The organism is Actinoallomurus iriomotensis, from assembly GCF_030269445.1.
In the GTDB taxonomy this organism is placed as follows: domain Bacteria; phylum Actinomycetota; class Actinomycetes; order Streptosporangiales; family Streptosporangiaceae; genus Actinoallomurus; species Actinoallomurus iriomotensis.
Genome location: NZ_BSTJ01000010.1, coordinates 1 through 18,108, shown reverse-complemented (window position 1 = coordinate 18,108; position 18,108 = coordinate 1). Strand labels below are relative to the sequence as shown.

Sequence of the window (18,108 nt, the reverse complement as noted above, 5' to 3'; positions counted from 1 at the left end):
GTCGTCAGGCCAGGTCCCGCCACTCGGTGGAACCGCCATGGGCGACGACGTCGCGCGACAGCGCCCGGGTGGCCGCGAGCACGGCCGGCACGAGCCGGCGCAGGTCGGCGCCCTGCCTCCGGGTGACCAGCGACATCGCAGCCAGCACTCCGCCGTGCGCGTCGCGTACGGGTGCCGCCACCGAGCAGGAGCCGAGCGTCATCTCCTCGCTGGTCACCGCGTAGCCGGCCCGGCGGACGTCGGCCAGGCACGCCCGCAGCCGCTCCGGGTCGGTGATCGTACGCGGCGTGTGCGGGGTCAGGCCCTCGGCCAGCACACCGTCGACGAACTCGTCGGTGGAGAAGGCGAGCAGCACCCGGCCGACTCCGGTCGCGTGCAGCGGGAGTTCGGCGGCCACCCGGGTCACGATCGGCACCGACCGGGGGCCGCGCAGTCGCTCGAGGTAGAGGGCCTTGTGCTCGTGGAGCACGGCGAGCTGGACGTTCTCGTGGGTGACCTCGTACAGGTCCTCCATGTGCGGCAGCGCCAGCTCGCGCAGCGCGGTCGCGGCCGAGGCCTGGGCACCGATGCGCCACAGGCGCATGCCGACGCGGTACGAGCCGTCGGACAGGCGTTCGAGGAAACCGCCGGTGGTGAGTTCGCCGACGAGCCGGTGGCCGGTGGCCAGGGGCAGGCTCGCTCGGCGGCAGATCTCGGTGAGGGACAGCCGGACGCCTCCGGGCGCGAACGCCTCCAGAATCGCCATCACCTTCCCCGCCACACTGGGGGGTGTTCCCGCGCTCACCATGCCCTGCCTTCCCGACCCGGGCATCAACAATAAGGCGGCGTCCCGCCGCACCGGACCGGTGGAACGGGACGCCGTCGCGCGGATCAGTTGGCGCCGATGCCGAGCGCCTTCATGATCAGATCCAGCTTGCGATCCTGGCTCACGAGATGCTCATCCTGCGCGTCGAAGCGCTGGTCGATCTCGGTGAACCGCTGGTCGATCTCGGTGAAGCGGTTTTCGTGGCGGTTCCGGAGAGTCATTGAGGCACTCCTGTCGACACGAAGTGCGTCGGAGATATTACGGGGAGTAAAACTCCGAAGGGAAATCGATCACTCACGCTTGGTGATCACGCCGTCCTCGATGAGGACGCGCTGGGCGACGGCGAAGGCGGAGTTGGCGGCGGGCACGCCGCAGTACACCGCGGTCTGCAGCAGCACCTCCTTGATCTCGTCGGCGCTGAGGCCGTTGCGCACCGCCGCGCGTACGTGCATGGCCAGCTCCTCCAGGTGGCCGCCCGCTACCAGGGCGGTCAGCGTGATGCAGCTGCGCGTACGCCGGTCCAGCAGCGGCCGGGTCCAGATCTCGCCCCAGGCGTACCGGGTGATGAAGTCCTGGAAGTCGGCGGTGAACTCGGTCTTGCGCGCCTCGGCCCGGTCCACGTGAGCGTCGCCGAGCACCTCACGGCGGACCGTCATTCCGTCACTCATGGCGTCCCTTCCAGATGGCGGAGCATCGCGTACGTCACCGGCTCCGGTCGTTCAAGGTTGGCGAGGTGGGCGGCGCCCGGTACGACGACGAGCTTCGCGCCGGGGATGCCCTCGGCGAGCGTCTCGGCGTGGTCCAGCGGCGTGGCGACGTCCTCGGCTCCGGCGACGATCAGCGTCGGCGCCCGCACGTCGCCGAGCCGGTCGCGTACGTCGAAGGCGGCGAGCGCCTCGCAGCAGGCCGCGTAGCCCTCCGCGTCCACCCGCGCGAGCATCGTCCGCGCGGACCCGGTCCCGGCGTACGCGGGGGTGAACCACCGGCCGAGGAACGTGTCCGCGAGCGGTTCCAGGCCGCCGGCGCGCACCTTCGCGGCCCGGTCGTGCCAGGCGGCGGGGTCGCCGAAGCGCGCCGAGGTGCAGCACAGGACCAGGCTCGTGATCCGGTCGGGGTGCTCGATGGCCAGGGTGGTGCCGACCGCCCCGCCGAGCGAGACCCCGCCGTAGGCCACCTTGTCCAGGCCGAGCGTGTCGAGGAGGCCGGTCACCGCCGCGGCGATGTCGCCGACCGTGCCGTGGAGGAGGCCGGAGCCGCCGTGGCCCGGCAGGTCGTACCGGAGCACCCGCCGGCCGGCGGTCAGCGCGGCGAGCTGCGGCTCCCACAGGTCCATGGTCGTGCCGAGCGACGGGCCGAGTACGAGGACGGGCGCGCCGTCCGGCCCGTCGAGACGGTGGTGCAGCCGCGTCATCGGCCCGCCTGCCCGGTGTAGGCCGCGAGGGCGCGGTCGACGAGCTCGGGCGCGAGGCCGACCGCGTCGGCCGGGTCGACCCCGCCGGGGACCAGGTCGCGCAGCGGGCGGCCCTCGCGCAGGGCGGCGGCGACCGTACGGTCGGCCTCGGCGCGGCCGGTCTCGCGTGCGAGGGCGGCGGCGACGTGCTCGGACAGCAGCTCGTCGCGCAGGTTCGCCCGCATCCGGTCCGGGAAGACCTCCAGCCCGCCGGCGAGTTCGGCCGCGGTCTCGGCCGCGCCGCCGGTCAGCCTCAGGGCGTCGTTCAGGGGGAGCCATTCGGCGTGCCACTCCCCCGCCGGCCGTTCCAGCCCGGCCGCCTGCGAGGAGAACAGGACCTGCGCGTACGCCGGCACGCGCAGCGCGGCGGAGCGGATCATGGTGGCGAGCACCGGGTTGCGCTTGTGCGGCATGGCCGACGAACCACCGCGGCCGGGCGCGGCGGGCTCGGCGACCTCGCCGATCTCGGTCTGGGCGAGCGTGACGACGTCGGTGGCGAACTTGCCGAGCGCACCGGCGACCAGGGCCAGCGCGGCGCCCAGCTCGGCCACCGGCGCGCGGAATGTGTGCCAGGGCAGGACCGCCTCGGCCAGCCCGGTCTCCTCGGCGAACACCGGCAGCAGCTCGGTCGTGCCGTACGCCGCCATCGTCCCGGCCGCGCCGCCGAGCTGCGCGGGCAGGCGTACGCCCGCGAGCGCCTCGCGCGCCCGCGCGACCGCGGTCAGCCAGCCGGCCGCGCGCAGCCCGAAGGTCGTCGGCACGGCCTGCTGCCCGAACGTACGGCCGGCCATCGGCGTCTCGCGGTGCTCTCGGGCGAGACCGGCCAGGGCCTCGGCGGTGCGTGCGAGGTCGGCGAGGATGATCCGTCGCGTGCGGTCGGCGACCAGCATCGCGGCGGTGTCCATGATGTCCTGGCTCGTCGCTCCGTGGTGGACGTGCTCGCCGGCGGACTCGCGCAGGTCGGCGACCAGCGGGACGACCGGGTTGCCGGCGGCCCGCGCCCGTACGGCCAGGTCGTCCAGGTCGACGTGCGTGGCGAGGACGGCCTCGGCGACGCCCTCGGGGATCACGCCGAGGCGCGCCTGGGCGCGGGCGAGCGCCGCCTCGGCGTCCAGCAGCGCGCGCAGCCAGGCCTCGCCGGAGGCCGCCTTTTCGGCGGCGGTGCCGGCGGCGACCGGCGAGAGCAGGTCAGACGGCAAAGAAGACGGTCTCCTGTTCGCCCTGCAGACGGACGTCGAAACGGTAGGACCGGTCGTGCTCGCGGACGGCGACGAGCGTGTCGCGCCGCTCCGGCGGGACGCCGGACAGGACCGGGTCCCCGGCGTTCCCCGGCTCGTCCGGGAAGTAGATCCGGGTGATGACCGGTTTGAGCAGGCCACGCGCGAACACGAGCAGCGCGAGGTACGGGGTGGGGCCGCCCGGCTTCAGCGTGGAGAACCAGTAGTGCCCGGCGGCGTCGGTGCCGCAGCGGCCGAACCCGGCGAAGTCGTGCCCGTCGCGGGTCAGCGCGCCCACCGCGCGCGGCACCTCGCCGTCGGGTCCGGCCTGCCAGATCTCCAGGAGGGCGTCGGGCAGCGGCTCGCCCGCGCCGTCGAAGACGCCGCCGTGGATCCGGATGGCGTCGGGATGCCACTCGGGCACCACACGCGGGCCGTCGCCGTACGGGAGCGCGTAGCCGAAGAACGGCCCGACCGTCTGCGAAGGCGTCGTCTCGTTCATGAGTCCTCCTTCGTCGGAGGGTGTGACCACAGGAGCGTGCCTTTTGATTCCCTCGCTTCGCTCGGTCATGAGTCCTCCGCCGGGATCGCGCCGAGGACGATGTCCCACTGGTAGCCCAGCGCCCACTCCGGGACGGTCGTGTCCATGTCGAGGCGGGAGATCAGGCGTTCCTTGACCTTCTCGTCCGCGATCGAGCCGAAGATCGGGTCGTAGGCGAACAGCGGATCGCCCGGGAAGTACATCTGGGTGACGAGCCGCTGGGTGAAGGCGGTGCCGAACACCGAGAAGTGGATGTGCGCGGGCCGCCAGGCGTTGTGGTGGTTCCGCCAGGGGTAGGCGCCCGGCTTGATGGTGACGAACCGGTAGCGCCCGTCGGCGTCCGTGAGGCAGCGGCCGGCGCCGGTGAAGTTCGGGTCGAGTGGCGCCGGGTGCTGGTCGCGCGCGTGGATGTAGCGGCCGGAGGCGTTGGCCTGCCAGACCTCCACCAGCGTGTTCGGCACCGGACGGCCGGAGGAGTCGAGCACGCGGCCGGTGACGATGATGCGTTCGCCCAGCGGCTCACCGCGGTGCTGCCGGGTCAGGTCGTTGTCGAAGGTGCCGAGTTCGGAGTGGCCGAACACCGGGCTGGACAGCTCGACGGCGTCCGGCCCGTACGCGGGCACGATCAGCGGCCGCGACGGCGCCCGCAGCGGGGTGCTCTGGTACGGCGGGTGGAGATAGGGAGGGTGCGGATCGCTCACGGAGTCTCCTTCATGACGCGCTGGCGAGAGGCGGGTCGGTGCGTTCGCGGATCTCCTGCTCGCTCACTCCGGGCGCGGTCTCGACGAGGACGAGGCCGTCCGGGGTGACGTCGATGACGCCGAGGTCCGTGATGATCCGCTGGACGCAGGCGCGGCCGGTGAGCGGCAGCGTGCAGTCCTTGACGATCTTGGAGTTGCCGTCCCGGTCGTTGTGGCTCATGACGACGATCACCGTGCGGGCGCCGTGGACGAGGTCCATCGCGCCGCCCATGCCTTTGATCATCTTTCCGGGGACGGCCCAGTTGGCCAGGTCGCCGCGGGCCGAGACCTGCATCGCGCCGAGCACCGCCACGTCCACGTGGCCGCCGCGGATCATGCCGAACGACAGCGAGGAGTCGAAGTAGGACGCCCCGGGCCGTACGGTCACGGTCTCCTTGCCCGCGTTGATCAGGTCCGGGTCGACCGCGTCCTCGGCCGGGTACGGACCGACGCCCAGCAGGCCGTTCTCCGAGTGGATCACCACGTCGACGTCGGCCGGCAGGTACCCGGGGATGAGCGTCGGCAGCCCGATGCCGAGGTTGACGTACATCCCGTCGGCCAGCTCTTTGGCCGCCCGCTCGGCGATCTGCTCCCGCGACCAGCTCATTCGGTGACCGTCCGCTTCTCGATGGGCTTGTCGGCGGCCTGCTCGGGGGTGAGGGCGACGACGCGCTGGACGAAGATGCCGGGCAGGTGGACCTCATCCGGGTCGAGGGCGTCGACGAGCTCCTCGACCTCGGCGACCGCGGTGCGGGCGGCCATCGCGCACAGGGGGTTGAAGTTGCGCGCGGAACGGTGGAAGACCAGGTTGCCGTGCCGGTCGCCGCGGACGGCGCGGACCAGCGCGAAGTCGGTGGTGATGCTCTCCTCCAGGACGTACTCCCGGCCGCCGAACTCGCGGACCTCCTTGGACGGGGAGGCCACCGCGACCTCACCGTCCGGGCCGTACCGCCAGGGCAGCCCGCCCTCGGCGACCAGCGTGCCGACGCCGGCCGGGGTGTAGAAGGCGGGGATGCCGCAGCCACCGGCGCGCAGCTTCTCCGAGAGCGTGCCCTGCGGCATCAGTTCGAGTTCGATCTCGCCGCCGAGGTAGCGGCGGGCGAGCTCCTTGTTCTCCCCGACGTACGAGCCGCGCGCACGGGTGATGCGGCCGGCGTCGAGGAGGCGTCCCAGGCCGAGGCCGATGGTCCCGCAGTTGTTCGAGACGATCGACAGCTCCGAGGCGCCCGCTGCGTACACGGCGTCGATCAGGGTGAACGGCACACCGCACAGCCCGAACCCGCCGACGGCGATCGACGCGCCGTCGCCGAGGTCCGCGACGGCCTCCGCCGCCGAGGAGACCACCTTGTCCATGCCCACCACCCTGCCAAGCCGTCGAGAGCGTTCATGACCATTCTTCCGCTCAGTGGAAAACGTGTGATCGCGGCCGGACCGGTTCGTGAGGGACGTCCGGAACACGTCGCAGGTCCGGACGCCGACGCCCCGGGGATCGCGGTGGCCCCTTGGTACCGTCGAACAGGCGGCGGGGACCGAGGAGGACACACCGATGCAGCGGCCGACGAGCCACGTGGGACGACCGGCGGGAGCCCGGACGCCGTGACCGGCCCGCACGACCACGGCGGCGGCGGTCACGGGCACACCCACGGTGTGAGCGCGGACTCCGACAAGCGCCTGCTCACCGCCGCGCTCGCGCTGATCCTGGCGTTCATGGCCGGCGAGATCGTCGTCGGCGTTCTCGCCCGTTCGCTCGCGCTGATCTCCGACGCGGCGCACATGCTCACCGACGCCGCGTCGATCGCCCTGGCGCTGGTGGCCATGCGCCTGGCGGCCCGGCCGCCGCGCGGCGGCTACACCTACGGCCTGACCCGCGCCGAGATCCTGTCCGCGCAGGCCAACGGGATCACCCTGCTGGTGCTGTCGGCGTGGCTGACCTACGAGGCGGTCCGGCGGCTGATCCATCCGCCGGAGGTGACCGGCGGGATGGTGCTCGGCACGGCCCTCGCCGGGGTGGTGATCAATCTGGGCGCGACCTGGCTGATCGGCCGGGCCAACCGCGACAGCCTCAACGTCGAGGGTGTCTTCCAGCACATCGTGACCGATCTGTACGCCTTCGTCGCCACCGCGGTCGCCGGGCTCGTCGTGGTCCTGACCGGCTTCGGGCGCGCGGACGCGATCGCCTCGCTCCTCGTCGTCGCCCTGATGGTCAAGGCCGGCGCCGGGCTCGTACGCGATTCGGGGCGGATCTTCCTGGAGGCCGCGCCCGCGGGTCTCTCGCCCGAGCGGATCGGGCAGGCCCTGGCCCGCCGCCCGCACGTCGTCGAGGTGCACGACCTGCACATCTGGCAGATCACCTCGGGCATGCCGGCGGCCTCGGCCCACGTGCTCGTGGCCCTCGGCGAGGACTGCCACGCCGTACGGCACGACCTGGAGCACGTGCTGGAGAAGGACTACCAGATCACCCATACGACGCTTCAGGTCGACCACGCCTCGGAGCAGTTGCTGACCATCGAGCGACGGCACTGCGACGACCCGCACGGCCCCAGCCACCGGAGAAATTGAGTGGCGGAGCACCGCGTCATGGGGCAACGTAGAGGTCCCAGGCACCGGGCAGTCCGGATGCTTGCCTATTCTGTCCGGATGTATGGGATCTTCGCTTTCTGACGTGCGGTCGCGGCTGCCCGAGCTGATGCTGCGCGACCAGCACCGGCTGCGCCGCCGTCTCGACGGCATCCGTGGCGTACGCGACGACGCGGCTCGCGAGGACGTCCTCGCGAAGGTCACCGCCGATCTCGAGGCCGCCGAGCTGCGGGTCGCGCTGCGCCGCGACGCCATGCCCGAGGTGACCTACCCCGAGGCGCTGCCGGTCAGCCGCCGCAAGGACGAGATCCGCGAGGCGATCGAGAACAACCAGGTCGTGATCGTCGCCGGGGAGACCGGATCGGGCAAGACGACGCAGCTGCCCAAGATCTGCCTGGAGCTCGGACGGGGCGTCAAGGGGCAGATCGGGCACACCCAGCCGCGCCGGCTGGCCGCACGCACGGTGTCCGAGCGGATCGCCGAGGAGCTGCACACCACGATCGGCGAGACCGTCGGCTACCAGGTGCGCTTCACCGACCATTCCAGCGACACCACGCTGGTCAAGGTCATGACCGACGGCATCCTGCTGAACGAGCTGGCGCGCGACCGGATGCTCCGGCGCTACGACACGCTGATCATCGACGAGGCGCACGAGCGCAGCCTCAACATCGACTTCATCCTCGGATACATCAAGCGCCTGCTCCCCCGCCGGCCCGATCTCAAGGTGATCATCACCTCGGCCACCATCGACCCGGAACGCTTCTCCCGTCACTTCGGCGACGCGCCGATCGTCGAGGTGTCCGGGCGCACGTACCCGGTGGAGGTGCGGTACCGGCCGGTCGAGGAGGACGACGACCCGACCCAGGCCATCCTCGACGCGGTCGACGAGCTCGCCCTCGAACCCCCGGGCGACGTGCTGGTCTTCCTGTCCGGCGAACGCGAGATCCGCGACACCGCCGACGCCCTGGACAAGCACGCCAGGCGAAGGAACGCGGTGTCCTGGGAGGTCCTGCCGCTGTACGCCCGGCTGTCGGCGGCCGAGCAGCACCGGGTGTTCCAGCCGCACGAGGGGCGCCGGATCGTGCTGGCCACCAACGTCGCGGAGACGTCGCTGACCGTCCCCGGCATCAAGTACGTCATCGACCCGGGCACCGCGCGGATCTCCCGTTACAGCCACCGTACGAAGGTGCAGCGGCTGCCGATCGAGCCGGTGTCGCAGGCCTCGGCCAACCAGCGCAAGGGCCGCTGCGGGCGCGTCTCGGAGGGCGTGTGCATCCGGCTCTACTCCGAGGAGGACTTCCTCGCGCGGCCGGAGTTCACCGACGCGGAGATCCTGCGGACCAACCTCGCCTCGGTCATCCTGCAGATGACCAGCCTGGACATCGGCGACATCCTCGACTTCCCGTTCATCGACCCGCCGGACCGGCGCAACGTCAAGGACGGCGTCGCCCTGCTGGAGGAGCTCGGCGCCCTGTCGTCGGGGAAGCTGACGTCGCTGGGCCGCAAGCTCGCCCAGCTGCCGGTCGACCCGCGGCTGGCGCGGATGGTGCTGGAGGCCGACCGGAACGGCTGCGTACGCGAGGTCATGGTGATCGCCGCCGCGCTGTCCATCCAGGACCCGCGCGAACGGCCCGCCGAGAAGCGGCAGGCGGCCGACGAGAAGCACGCGCGGTTCGCCGACAAGGAGTCGGACTTCCTCGCCTACCTCAACCTGTGGGACTACCTCCGCGAGCAGCAGAAGGAGCTGTCGGGGAACCAGTTCCGCCGGCTGTGCAAGCAGGAGTTCCTCCACTACCTGCGCGTCCGTGAGTGGCAGGACATCTACGGCCAGCTCCGGCAGGTCGGCCGCGACCTCGGCGTGACGCTGAACAGCACGCCCGCCGATCCTCAGCAGGTGCACGTCTCGCTGCTCGCCGGGCTGCTGTCGCACATCGGCCTGCTGGACGAGCCGAAGAAGGAGGCCAGGAAGGACGGACGCCGCGGCCCGCGCGAGTACGACGGCGCGCGGAGCGCCCGGTTCGCCCTCTTCCCGGCCTCCGCCCTGGCCAAGAAGCCGCCGCGCTGGGTGATGGCGGCCGAGCTGGTGGAGACCTCGCGGCTGTGGGCGCGCATCGCCGCCCGGATCGAGCCGGAGTGGATCGAGCCGCTGGCCGGGCACCTGGTCAAGCGCACCTACAGCGAGCCGCACTGGGAGAAGAAACAGGGCGCCGTGATGGCCTACGAGAAGGTCACGCTGTACGGCGTGCCGATCGTGGCCGAGCGCAAGGTGAACTACGCGCGGATCGAGCCGGAGCTGTGCCGGGAGCTGTTCATCCGCCACGCGCTGGTCGAGGGCGACTGGGACTCCCACCATCGCTTCCTCCGCGACAACCGGCGGCTGCTGGAGGAGGCCGAGGAGCTCGAACACCGCGCCCGGCGCCGCGACATCGTGGTGGACGACGAGACGCTGTTCGAGTTCTACGACGAACGGGTCCCCGCCTCGGTGGCGTCGGCGCGGCACTTCGACTCCTGGTGGAAGAAGGCGCGGCGCGAGACGCCGGACCTGCTGCTGTTCTCCACGTCGATGCTGGTCAACGAGACGGCGGGCACGGTCACCCGGGAGGACTATCCCGACTCCTGGCAGGTGGACGAGCAGCGGCTGGCCCTCTCGTACCAGTTCGAGCCGGGCACGGAGGCCGACGGCGTCACGGTGCGGATCCCGCTGCCGGTGCTCAACCAGGTGGACGCCTCGGGCTTCGACTGGCAGATCCCCGGCCTACGCGAGGACCTGGTCACCGAGCTGATCCGCTCGCTGCCCAAGCGCCTGCGGGTCAACTTCGTGCCGGCGCCGGACGTGGCGCGCAAGGTGCTGGACCGCCTGGACCCGTCGTCGGGCCCGCTGCTGGAGTCGCTGTCTCGCGAGCTGCGCGCGATGACCGGCGTGGACGTCCCGGTCTCGGCGTGGGACCTGTCCCGGGTGCCCGAGCACCTGAAGATCACCTACCGGGTGGTGGACCGCCGCGACACCCTCGCGGAGGGCAAGGACCTGGACGAGCTGAAGCGCCGCCTCGCCCCGAAGGTGTCGGCCACGCTGGCGCGGGCGTCGGACGCGATCGAACGCCAGGGCCTGCGCACCTGGGACTTCGGCACGCTCCCCCAGGTGCACGAGCGGGGCCGGGTCAGGGCGTACCCGGCGCTGGCCGACGAGGGCGACAGCGTCGCGATCCGCACGTACGCGACCGAGGCGGAGCAGGCGCGCTCGATGTGGCGCGGCACACGACGGCTGGTGCTGCTGAACTCCCCATCGCCGGCGAAGGTGTTGCAGTCGAAGCTGTCGAACCAGGCCAAACTGGTGCTGAGCACGACGCCGCACGGCAGCGTGGCCGCGCTGCTGGACGACTGCGCGATGTGCGCCGCCGACAAACTGATCACCGACGCCGGCGGCCCGGTGTGGGACGAGGCGGGTTTCACGCGCCTGAAGGACCACGTGCGCGCGGAGCTCTTCGACACGACGGCCGTCGTGTTCAACCACGCCCAGCGGATCCTGGCCGCCTGGCAGGAGGCCGAGGCGCGACTGAAGAGCACGACGAGCCCGACGCTGGCCCCGTCGGTGACCGACATCCGCGCCCAGCTGGGCCGCCTGATCTTCCCCGGCTTCCTGACGGCGGCGGGCTTCCGCCGCCTGCCGGACGTGCTGCGCTACCTGCGCGCGATCGCCCGCCGCCTGGACCGGCTGGCCGAGGACTACCACCGCGACGCCGAGAAGATGCGGCAGATCCAGCAGCTGGAGGCACGGTACGTCCGCACCCGCGACGCCCACCCGGGCACCCCGAAGATCCGCGAGGTCCGCTGGATGCTGGAGGAGCTGCGGGTGAGCTTCTTCGCCCAGCAACTCGGCACCGCGTACCCGATCTCGGAGAAACGCATCCTGAAGGCGCTGGACCAGGCCGCGCCGTAGGGAGCCCGCTCGTCAGCGGGACAGGTCGTAGTCGCGGTGGCGGGCCTTTCGGGTGCGGGCCCAGTACTCGAAGGTGAAGCCCGGCCACAGCGTGCGGTTGACGCCCTTGTCGTCCAGGTACCAGCTCTTGCAGCCGCCCTCGTTCCACACCGCCTTGCGCAGGCGGCGCTGGAGGCCCCGGTTGAAGCGTCGCTGCGCCTCCGGGCGTACCTCGATGACGTCGGCCTGCTCCTCTGACAGCATCCGCAGGCAGCTCAGCACGTGCTGGACCTGGGACTCGATCATGAAGACGACCGAGTTGTGGCCGAGCCCGGTGTTGGGACCCAGGAGCATGAACAGGTTCGGGAAGCCGGCGATGGTGATGCCGTGGTGGGCCTCGATGCCGTCGGCCCAGGCCTCCTGGATCTTCACGCCGCCGCGGCCGACGATGCGCTGCTCGGCCAGGGCGTCGGTGACCTTGAAGCCGGTGCCGTAGATGATGACGTCCACGTCGTGCGCGGTGCCGTCGGCGGTGACCAGGCCGGTCTCGGTGATCTCGGTGATCTGCCCGGTGACCACGTCGACGTGCGGCTGGGACAGGGCCGGGTAGTAGTCCGAGGACAGCAGGATGCGCTTGCAGCCGATCGTGTAGTCCGGGGTGACCTTGGCGCGCAGCTCCGGGTCGGGCACCTGGCGGGCGATGTGCGCGCGGGCCACCTTCTCCTGCGGGGCCATGAGCTTCGGGCTGATCGTGAAGCCGACCGCGCGGGCCTCCAGCACCCAGTAGATCGCGTCGCGGAAGGCGCGCGTCGCGCCCGGCATGTACCGGAACATGCCGCGGGCCCACGCCGGGAAGACGAAGTCGGGTTTCGGCTGGATCCACGGCGGGGTGCGCTGGAACACGCGCAGGCTCGCCGCGCGCTCGGCGACCTTCGGCACGAACTGGATGGCCGACGCACCGGTGCCGATCACCGCGACCCGCTTGCCCGTCAGGTCGCAGGAGTGGTCCCACTGCGCGGAGTGGAACGCCGTGCCGGTGAAGCGCTCGGCGCCGGGGATGTCCGGCACCGCCGGGACGTGCAGCGCGCCGATGCCCGACACGACCGCCTTGGGGGTGAGCACGGTGCCGTCGTCGAGGGCGACGCGCCAGTGGCGCGCCTCGTCGTCCCACTCCAGGGAGTCGACCGCGGCGCCGTACCGGATGTGCGACGCCAGCCCGTACTTGTCGACACAACGCCGCAGGTAGGCCCAGATCTCCTCCTGGGGAGCGAACATCCGCGACCAGCCGGGGTTCAGCTCGTACGAGAAGGAGTACATGTGGGAGGGCACGTCGCAGGCGCAGCCCGGGTATCGGTTGTCGCGCCACGTGCCGCCGAGGTCGTCGTCCTTCTCCAGTACGACGAAGTCGTCGAATCCGGCCTTCTTCAGCTGGATCGCCATGCCGAGGCCGGCGAAGCCCGAGCCGATGATCGCGAGTTTCACGTGACCTCCCGTTCGAGGACCTACTCGCAGTAGGTTACCAACGGTAGGTTACCGCCGGTAGGTTCTGAGATACAGTTCACATGTGGAGACCAGACGTCGCCGGATGACGCGAGCCGAGCGCGAGCGGCAGATGCTCGACGTCGCCGAGGAGGTCTTCGCCACCCAGGGGTACGGCGCGGTGTCCATGGAGGAGATCGCGGTACGCGTCGGGCTGTCCAAGCCGATGCTGTACGAGTACTTCGGCTCCAAGGAGGGCCTGCTGCTCGCCACCATCGCGCGGGCGCGGCGCGAGCTGCGCGAGACCACCGAGCGCGCGGCGGCCGAGGGCGACACCGCCGAGGACAAGCTCTACAACGGCTACCTCGCCTACTTCCGCTTCAATGAGGCGCACCGCCGCGCGTGGCTGGTGCTGCTCCAGGAGCCGGTGCTGAGCGGCGACGCGGCCGACGAGATCGAGGCGACGCGCCGGCAGCAGACCGACCTGATCGTCGCGCAGATGGAGTGGCTCACCCCGGACCGGCCGAGGCGCGACCTGGAGGCGTACGCGGAGATCATCGTCGGCGCCTGTGAACGCCTGGCCCTGTGGCGCATGCGCAACCCGGACGTCACCCCGGAGGAGGCGGCCCGCCAGATGATGGACGTGACCTGGAGCGGTCTTTCCACGTACGGCGGCTGAACGACGCCAAGTCTGATTACTCCTTGTTGTCCAAAGATCGCGTTATGTCCGGATGCCGGGCGGGGAACAATCCCGCCATGGTGATCGACGCGTTTGGCCTGGCCGACGTCACGTGACGATGCGCCGTCGGCGGCCGGTCAGCCGGCCGCCCGGTCGTCCGCGACGCCCGCGGCAGTTCCCGGACCAGGACGGCCCGGGGCGTCCGCGGGTGGAACGGGCGGTGCGGCGGCTCTTCCAGAAGCGCACCGGTCTGCCGGAGGCGGCCGAGCACGGCGCGGAGATGAACCTGCCGCCCTGGCACACGCACCTCGCCGCCCTGGCCTCCGCCGGGCTCGGCGGAATGACCCGCCGCCTGCCCGCGCTGATCGCCGCGGCCGCACGGCTCGCGTGGCGGGCCAGCCCGGCCGACGCGATCGCCACCGTCACCCTGCACCTGCTGGCCGGCGTCTTCACCGCGTACGGCCTGCTCGCGACGACCGGGGTGCTCCGGGCGCTGTTCGCCGGCGGCGCGACCCCGGACCGCGTACGCGCGGCGCTGCCCTCCCTGGCCCTGGTCGCGGTCGCGACCGCGCTGCGGGCGGCACTGCAGGCGGGCGCGGGCTGGGCCCAGGCGCGGCTGAAACCCCGGGTCGACCACCTCGTGGAGAAACGGCTGTTCGACCTGACCACGCGGGTCGAGCTGCCCTCCTTCGACGACACCGAGTTCCACGACGCGATGCACCGGGCCCGCGACCGCGGGCTGATGGAGGCGGCGCCCGTGGTCGAGGCCACGATCGACGTCCTCAACGGCATCGTCGGCCTGGTCGCCGCCGCCGGAGCGCTCGGCGTGCTGCACCCGGTGCTGCTGCCCCTGCTCTTGATCACGGCGGTGCCCGACGGCTGGGCGGCGGCGCGGGCCGCCCGCATGCGCTACCTGGCGATCTTCGTGCTCTCGGCGGTGCGCCGGCGCAAGTGGATCCTGGCCGACCTGATGGCCGACCGCGACTCGGCGGCGGAGATCCGTGCGTTCACCATGCGCCCGTTCCTCGCCCGCGAACACGACCGGCTCGCCATCCGCGAACGCGACATCCACGTCGAACTGGCCCGGCGCCAGACCATCGTACGGATCCTGGGCGACACGGCCGGCGGCGTCGCGACCGGGGCGGTGTACGTCGCGCTCGGCGTGCTGCTCGCCGTCGGCGCCGTGCACCTCGCCGTGGCCGGCACCGCGGTGCTCGCCATCCGTACGGGACAGACCTCCCTCGCCGCGCTGCTGTTCGCGGTGAACCGCTGTTACGAGTCCGGCCTGTACTTCTCGGACTATCTGGACTTCTGCGCCGACGCCGAGCGCCGGGTCCCGCAGGCCCGCGACCGGCCGGTGCCGGACGGCTTCGAGGTGATCACCGCCGAGCACGTCGGGTTCACCTACCCGGGCGCGGACCGGCCCGCACTGCAGGACGTGTCGGTACGGATCCGCGCGGGCGAGGTCGTGGCGCTGGTCGGGGAGAACGGCTCCGGCAAGACCACCCTCGCCAAGATCCTCGCCGGCCTGTACAGCCCGGACGAGGGCGAGGTCCGCTGGGACGGCACGCTCCTGCGCGACGTCGACCTCGACCGGCTCCGGCAGAACGTCGCGATGATCCCCCAGCACTACACGCACTGGCCCATGACCGCGCGGCACAACATCGCCATGGGCCGGGAGCCGCACGAGGATCCCATCGCCGACGCGGCGGCGGCCTCCGGCGCCGACGAGGTGATCGCCGGTCTGCCGTACGGGTACGACACGCTGCTGGACCGCCGGTTCAAGGACGGCCACGAACTGTCCGGCGGTCAGTGGCAGCGCATCGCGGTCGCGCGCGGCTTCTACCGCGACGCGCCCCTGCTCATCTGCGACGAACCCACCGCGGCCCTCGACGCCCGCGCCGAGCACGCCCTGTTCGAACGCATCCGCGCCCATGCCGACGGCCGTACGGTCCTGCTCATCACGCACCGGCTCGCCAGCGTCCGCCACGCCGACCAGGTGTACGTCCTGGACGGCGGCCGGCTGGTCGAGCAGGGCCCACCGGCCGAACTCCTCGCGGCGGGCGGGGTGTTCGGCGAGCTGTACGGCCTGCAAGCCCGCGCGTACCGCCTCGACTCGCGCGGTTAGACACCGGGGACCGCTGACACTGAGATCTCTTGGTTCGGCGGTGCGTGGAATGGCGAGTGGCTGCCGCGCGATTTGGCGAGTCACGGCCAATTCAGTGACCTATGGTCCCCTCCTGGGACACAACGGTACGTCTTCGCGACGTTGTCGACGGGGAAGGGATCGCGAACGTGCGATACAAGAAGAAGACCATCGCCAGCACTTCGACCACGGGGGCGCGTGGGGAGAAATCGTTGTTTTCGACGAAAAGTGCCGCTGCCGTTCTCGCGGCTTCGCTGATCACCGCGCCCGTGCTCTTGTCGGGCACGGCGAACGCGGCCTCCGACACCACGCCACCGCGCTATTGCGCGGTTCTGCTCGGCAGGTCGGCCAGCCCCACCCAGGCGTCCCCGGTGCTGGGCGAGTCGTGTTCGGAGACCTCGGCCACCGAGGCGGCCGCGGGCCTGGGCCCTGCCGCGCAGACCGTGCTGATGACCTGGTACGCGGATGCGGGTTGGAAAGGAACGTCCGCCGCCATCTACGGCGACTACGGCACCTGCGACGCCGCGGGCTACACGTTCTATCCGAACGACTGGTGGGCAACGAACATGTCGTCGATCCGAGGAGATCAACACTGCGACAAAGTCGCGCTGACCTCCCTGGTCGGATTTGAGTCCGACGGTGTGAGCCTGCCGTGGAGTTTCGGCGCCACGCGCTGGAACGACAGCGTCCACAGGGTGCACGTTTACTACTGATAAGAAATGACCTCAGGGTTCCGTGAGTCCCGCCTGAGCGCAGTACCCCAGGATCCTAGGCTTCTCCGTCTCCGCCATTCGTCGAGCCGGGGGCGTACTGGGCCTCGCCGTGGCCGAAGGACCAGTCGGTCGATTCGTTCTCGGTCACGGTGATGAACACGTTCCGCGGCTCGGTGCCGGCGTACTCCTCGGCCAGCTCGGCGATCCGACGGTACAGCGCGCGCTTCTGCTCGGGTGGGCGGCCGGAGCGCATGGTGATCGCGACGTACACGATGCCCTCGTCGCGGTGGACTCCCAGGTAGTCGTCGTAACGCAGCGTGCCGCTCGTGCCGTCGTGGCTCGTGAGCACCTGGAAGCGGTCGTCGGGCGGGAAGCCGATCGTCTCGACCAGGGCGTCGTGCACGGCGCGGCCGAGCGCGTCGAGTCGTTCGGCGTCGGCTCGCAGCGCGTCGACACGGACGAACGGCATGTCACTCACCGCCCCGGCGGACGTGCCCGGCGAGCAGGCCGACGGCGCCGTCGACGGCCTGCGCGAACGCCTCCGGCGAGCCGGCGGCGCGGGCCAAGACGTAACCGCCCTGCAGCACCGCGACCAGCGCGCCGGCGGTGGCCGCCGGGTCGAGCCGGGCGTCCAGCTCGCCGTTCGCGCGGCCCTCCGCCAGCAGCGCGGCCAGCCGGTCGGTGAGCCAGGCGAAGGTCTCCGCGACCGGCCGGCGCAGGTCCGGGTCGCTCATCACGTCCGGGTCCTGGGTGAGGCGGCCGACCGGACAGCCCTTCAGCACGTCCCGTTCGCGGCGCAGGTAGGCGGTGATCCGGTCGACCACAGGGCCGGGACCGGAGAACTGGACCTCCGCCCGCTCCCGGAGCTCCCCGGCGCTGCGGCTGATCGCGGCGAGCGCGAGGTCGGGCTTGCCGTGGAAGTGGTGGTACATGCTGCCCTGGCCGGCGCCGGACCGCTCCTGGATCGCCTTCGGGCTCGTGCCCACGTAGCCGCGCTCCCACAGCAGCTCACGGGCGCTCTCGATCAGTCGTTCCCTGGTGTCCATTCCCCTTATCGTACATACCAGTAGGTACAGTCGCGAGGTGGCGGGCGACCGCCGGCAGCAGGGTGGCGGCGTCGTCGGCGGCCCAGCAGACGTACCCGTCGGGGCGTACGAGCAGCGCGGCGGCGCCGAGATCGGTGGTGGACCCGGCGCGGACGAGGTCGACGCCGGCCGGAAGCCGGAGGCCGGACGGGACGATCCCGGCCAGGTCGAGCAGCACGGCGTGCCCGGCGCGGAACAGCGCGGACACCCGGGTGGGCCCGGCGTCGGCGAGCAGGTCGGCGTCCGGCATCCGGTGCCCGGTGAGCGGGTGCTCGCCCGCCAGGTCGTAGCGCAGCGACAGCCCGGACATCAGGCCCGCGAGGTGCCGGTTGGCGTCCGGCAGCCGCAGGAGGTCGATGACGATGTCGCGCAGCGCGGCCACGTCCCCGCTCGCCCGCGGATCGGCCAGCACCCGCTGCGCCGACGTGTGGTGCAGGACTCCGGCCGCGACCGGATGCCGCTCGGCGTGGTAGGTGTCCAGGAGCCCCTCCGGCGCGCGGCCCTGGACGGTCGCGGCCAGCTTCCAGCCGAGGTTGACGGCGTCCTGCACACCGGTGTTCAGGCCCTGCCCGCCGAGCGGCGGGTGGATGTGCGCGGCGTCCCCCGCGAACAGCACGTCGCCCACGCGGTAGTTGTTCTGTCCCGTGAGGTTGGGGATGCGGCTGGCGGGTGGTCGGCCTCCTAGCGCGGTGTGTGCGCGGTGGTGATTGTAGGTGTGCAGCCACTCGGGGAAGGCTTGGCGTCGTTCGGTCTCTGACCG

At 71.6% G+C, this 18,108-nt stretch carries 18 protein-coding genes and 1 pseudogene; 5 read left to right on the top strand and 14 right to left on the bottom strand.

The features are described from left to right. Positions 1-4: 4 nt before the first annotated feature. From QSK37_RS35215 to QSK37_RS35175, 9 genes are all read right to left on the bottom strand, one after another. On the bottom strand, positions 5-745 hold the full coding sequence (locus QSK37_RS35215) for an IclR family transcriptional regulator (protein WP_285629654.1): 741 nt from the start codon (positions 743-745) through the stop codon (positions 5-7). Positions 746-870: 125 nt separating this feature from the next. Next, positions 871-1,026 carry a hypothetical protein gene (locus QSK37_RS35210; RefSeq protein ID WP_285629653.1) on the bottom strand — a complete coding sequence of 52 codons (156 nt, stop codon included), beginning with the start codon at positions 1,024-1,026 and terminating at the stop codon, positions 871-873. Between the two features lie 69 nt (positions 1,027-1,095). Further along, complete coding sequence (pcaC, locus tag QSK37_RS35205) at positions 1,096-1,473, bottom strand: 4-carboxymuconolactone decarboxylase (protein ID WP_285629652.1); 378 nt, start codon at positions 1,471-1,473, stop codon at positions 1,096-1,098. Continuing rightward, positions 1,470-2,216, bottom strand: a complete 747-nt coding sequence (gene pcaD, locus QSK37_RS35200; protein ID WP_285629651.1) for a 3-oxoadipate enol-lactonase — start codon at positions 2,214-2,216, stop codon at positions 1,470-1,472. The genes pcaC and pcaD overlap by 4 nt, the downstream gene beginning before the upstream one ends. Further along, complete coding sequence (gene pcaB / locus QSK37_RS35195) at positions 2,213-3,454, bottom strand: 3-carboxy-cis,cis-muconate cycloisomerase (RefSeq protein ID WP_285629650.1); 1,242 nt, start codon at positions 3,452-3,454, stop codon at positions 2,213-2,215. The genes pcaD and pcaB overlap by 4 nt, the downstream gene beginning before the upstream one ends. Further along, positions 3,444-3,974 carry a protocatechuate 3,4-dioxygenase subunit alpha gene (gene pcaG, locus QSK37_RS35190; RefSeq protein WP_285629649.1) on the bottom strand — a complete coding sequence of 177 codons (531 nt, stop codon included), beginning with the start codon at positions 3,972-3,974 and terminating at the stop codon, positions 3,444-3,446. Before pcaG ends, pcaB begins: the two co-directional genes overlap by 11 nt. 65 nt (positions 3,975-4,039) lie before the next feature. Next, positions 4,040-4,714: a protocatechuate 3,4-dioxygenase subunit beta gene (pcaH, locus tag QSK37_RS35185; RefSeq protein ID WP_285629648.1), complete on the bottom strand. Its 675-nt coding sequence runs from the start codon at positions 4,712-4,714 to the stop codon at positions 4,040-4,042. A 10-nt stretch (positions 4,715-4,724) separates the two neighbouring features. Next, entirely contained in the window at positions 4,725-5,360 is a 636-nt protein-coding gene (locus tag QSK37_RS35180) for a CoA transferase subunit B (protein ID WP_285629647.1), read from the bottom strand. Then, a complete protein-coding gene (locus QSK37_RS35175; protein ID WP_285629646.1) occupies positions 5,357-6,106 on the bottom strand; it encodes a CoA transferase subunit A in 750 nt (249 codons plus the stop codon). The genes QSK37_RS35180 and QSK37_RS35175 overlap by 4 nt, the downstream gene beginning before the upstream one ends. Before the next feature lie 243 nt (positions 6,107-6,349). On the opposite strand from QSK37_RS35175, the gene QSK37_RS35170 reads away from it, so the two are divergent. Continuing rightward, positions 6,350-7,312 (top strand): cation diffusion facilitator family transporter, encoded by a 963-nt coding sequence (locus tag QSK37_RS35170; RefSeq protein ID WP_285629645.1) that lies wholly within the window; start codon positions 6,350-6,352, stop codon positions 7,310-7,312. An 82-nt stretch (positions 7,313-7,394) separates the two neighbouring features. Further along, positions 7,395-11,267, top strand: coding sequence for an ATP-dependent RNA helicase HrpA (hrpA, locus tag QSK37_RS35165; RefSeq protein WP_285629644.1), 3,873 nt, complete (start codon positions 7,395-7,397; stop codon positions 11,265-11,267). Positions 11,268-11,279: 12 nt separating this feature from the next. Here hrpA and QSK37_RS35160 read toward each other — a convergent pair whose 3' ends face one another. Next, positions 11,280-12,728 carry a flavin-containing monooxygenase gene (locus QSK37_RS35160; RefSeq protein ID WP_285629643.1) on the bottom strand — a complete coding sequence of 483 codons (1,449 nt, stop codon included), beginning with the start codon at positions 12,726-12,728 and terminating at the stop codon, positions 11,280-11,282. A gap of 82 nt (positions 12,729-12,810) precedes the next feature. Between QSK37_RS35160 and QSK37_RS35155 the strand changes: the two genes are divergently transcribed. From QSK37_RS35155 to QSK37_RS35145, 3 genes are all read left to right on the top strand, one after another. Then, positions 12,811-13,404, top strand: coding sequence for a TetR/AcrR family transcriptional regulator (locus tag QSK37_RS35155; RefSeq protein WP_285629642.1), 594 nt, complete (start codon positions 12,811-12,813; stop codon positions 13,402-13,404). A gap of 208 nt (positions 13,405-13,612) precedes the next feature. After that, a complete protein-coding gene (locus QSK37_RS35150; protein ID WP_349498016.1) occupies positions 13,613-15,532 on the top strand; it encodes an ABC transporter ATP-binding protein in 1,920 nt (639 codons plus the stop codon). Positions 15,533-15,699: 167 nt separating this feature from the next. Next, a complete protein-coding gene (locus QSK37_RS35145; protein WP_285629641.1) occupies positions 15,700-16,263 on the top strand; it encodes a hypothetical protein in 564 nt (187 codons plus the stop codon). A gap of 55 nt (positions 16,264-16,318) precedes the next feature. Here QSK37_RS35145 and QSK37_RS35140 read toward each other — a convergent pair whose 3' ends face one another. From QSK37_RS35140 to QSK37_RS35125, 4 genes and pseudogenes are all read right to left on the bottom strand, one after another. Next, a complete protein-coding gene (locus QSK37_RS35140; protein WP_285629640.1) occupies positions 16,319-16,732 on the bottom strand; it encodes a tautomerase family protein in 414 nt (137 codons plus the stop codon). A 1-nt stretch (position 16,733) separates the two neighbouring features. Next, complete coding sequence (locus tag QSK37_RS35135) at positions 16,734-17,309, bottom strand: TetR/AcrR family transcriptional regulator (protein WP_285629639.1); 576 nt, start codon at positions 17,307-17,309, stop codon at positions 16,734-16,736. Then, positions 17,272-17,973, bottom strand: a complete 702-nt coding sequence (locus QSK37_RS35130) for an FAD-dependent monooxygenase (protein WP_285630258.1) — start codon at positions 17,971-17,973, stop codon at positions 17,272-17,274. Before QSK37_RS35130 ends, QSK37_RS35135 begins: the two co-directional genes overlap by 38 nt. Positions 17,974-17,979: 6 nt before the next feature. After that, positions 17,980-18,108 (bottom strand): annotated as a pseudogene (locus QSK37_RS35125) (integrase core domain-containing protein); the annotation flags it as partial.

What these genes read in the sequence shown, in the direction of transcription:
- QSK37_RS35140 (WP_285629640.1), bottom strand. Translation starts at nt 16,732, where the DNA reads ATGCCGTTCGTCCGTGTCGACGCGCTGCGAGCCGACGCCGAACGACTC.
- pcaD (WP_285629651.1), bottom strand. Translation starts at nt 2,216, where the DNA reads ATGACGCGGCTGCACCACCGTCTCGACGGGCCGGACGGCGCGCCCGTC.
- QSK37_RS35210 (WP_285629653.1), bottom strand. Translation starts at nt 1,026, where the DNA reads ATGACTCTCCGGAACCGCCACGAAAACCGCTTCACCGAGATCGACCAG.
- hrpA (WP_285629644.1), top strand. Translation starts at nt 7,395, where the DNA reads ATGGGATCTTCGCTTTCTGACGTGCGGTCGCGGCTGCCCGAGCTGATG.
- QSK37_RS35215 (WP_285629654.1), bottom strand. Translation starts at nt 745, where the DNA reads ATGGCGATTCTGGAGGCGTTCGCGCCCGGAGGCGTCCGGCTGTCCCTC.
- QSK37_RS35175 (WP_285629646.1), bottom strand. Translation starts at nt 6,106, where the DNA reads ATGGACAAGGTGGTCTCCTCGGCGGCGGAGGCCGTCGCGGACCTCGGC.
- QSK37_RS35180 (WP_285629647.1), bottom strand. Translation starts at nt 5,360, where the DNA reads ATGAGCTGGTCGCGGGAGCAGATCGCCGAGCGGGCGGCCAAAGAGCTG.
- QSK37_RS35135 (WP_285629639.1), bottom strand. Translation starts at nt 17,309, where the DNA reads ATGGACACCAGGGAACGACTGATCGAGAGCGCCCGTGAGCTGCTGTGG.
- pcaC (WP_285629652.1), bottom strand. Translation starts at nt 1,473, where the DNA reads ATGAGTGACGGAATGACGGTCCGCCGTGAGGTGCTCGGCGACGCTCAC.
- pcaG (WP_285629649.1), bottom strand. Translation starts at nt 3,974, where the DNA reads ATGAACGAGACGACGCCTTCGCAGACGGTCGGGCCGTTCTTCGGCTAC.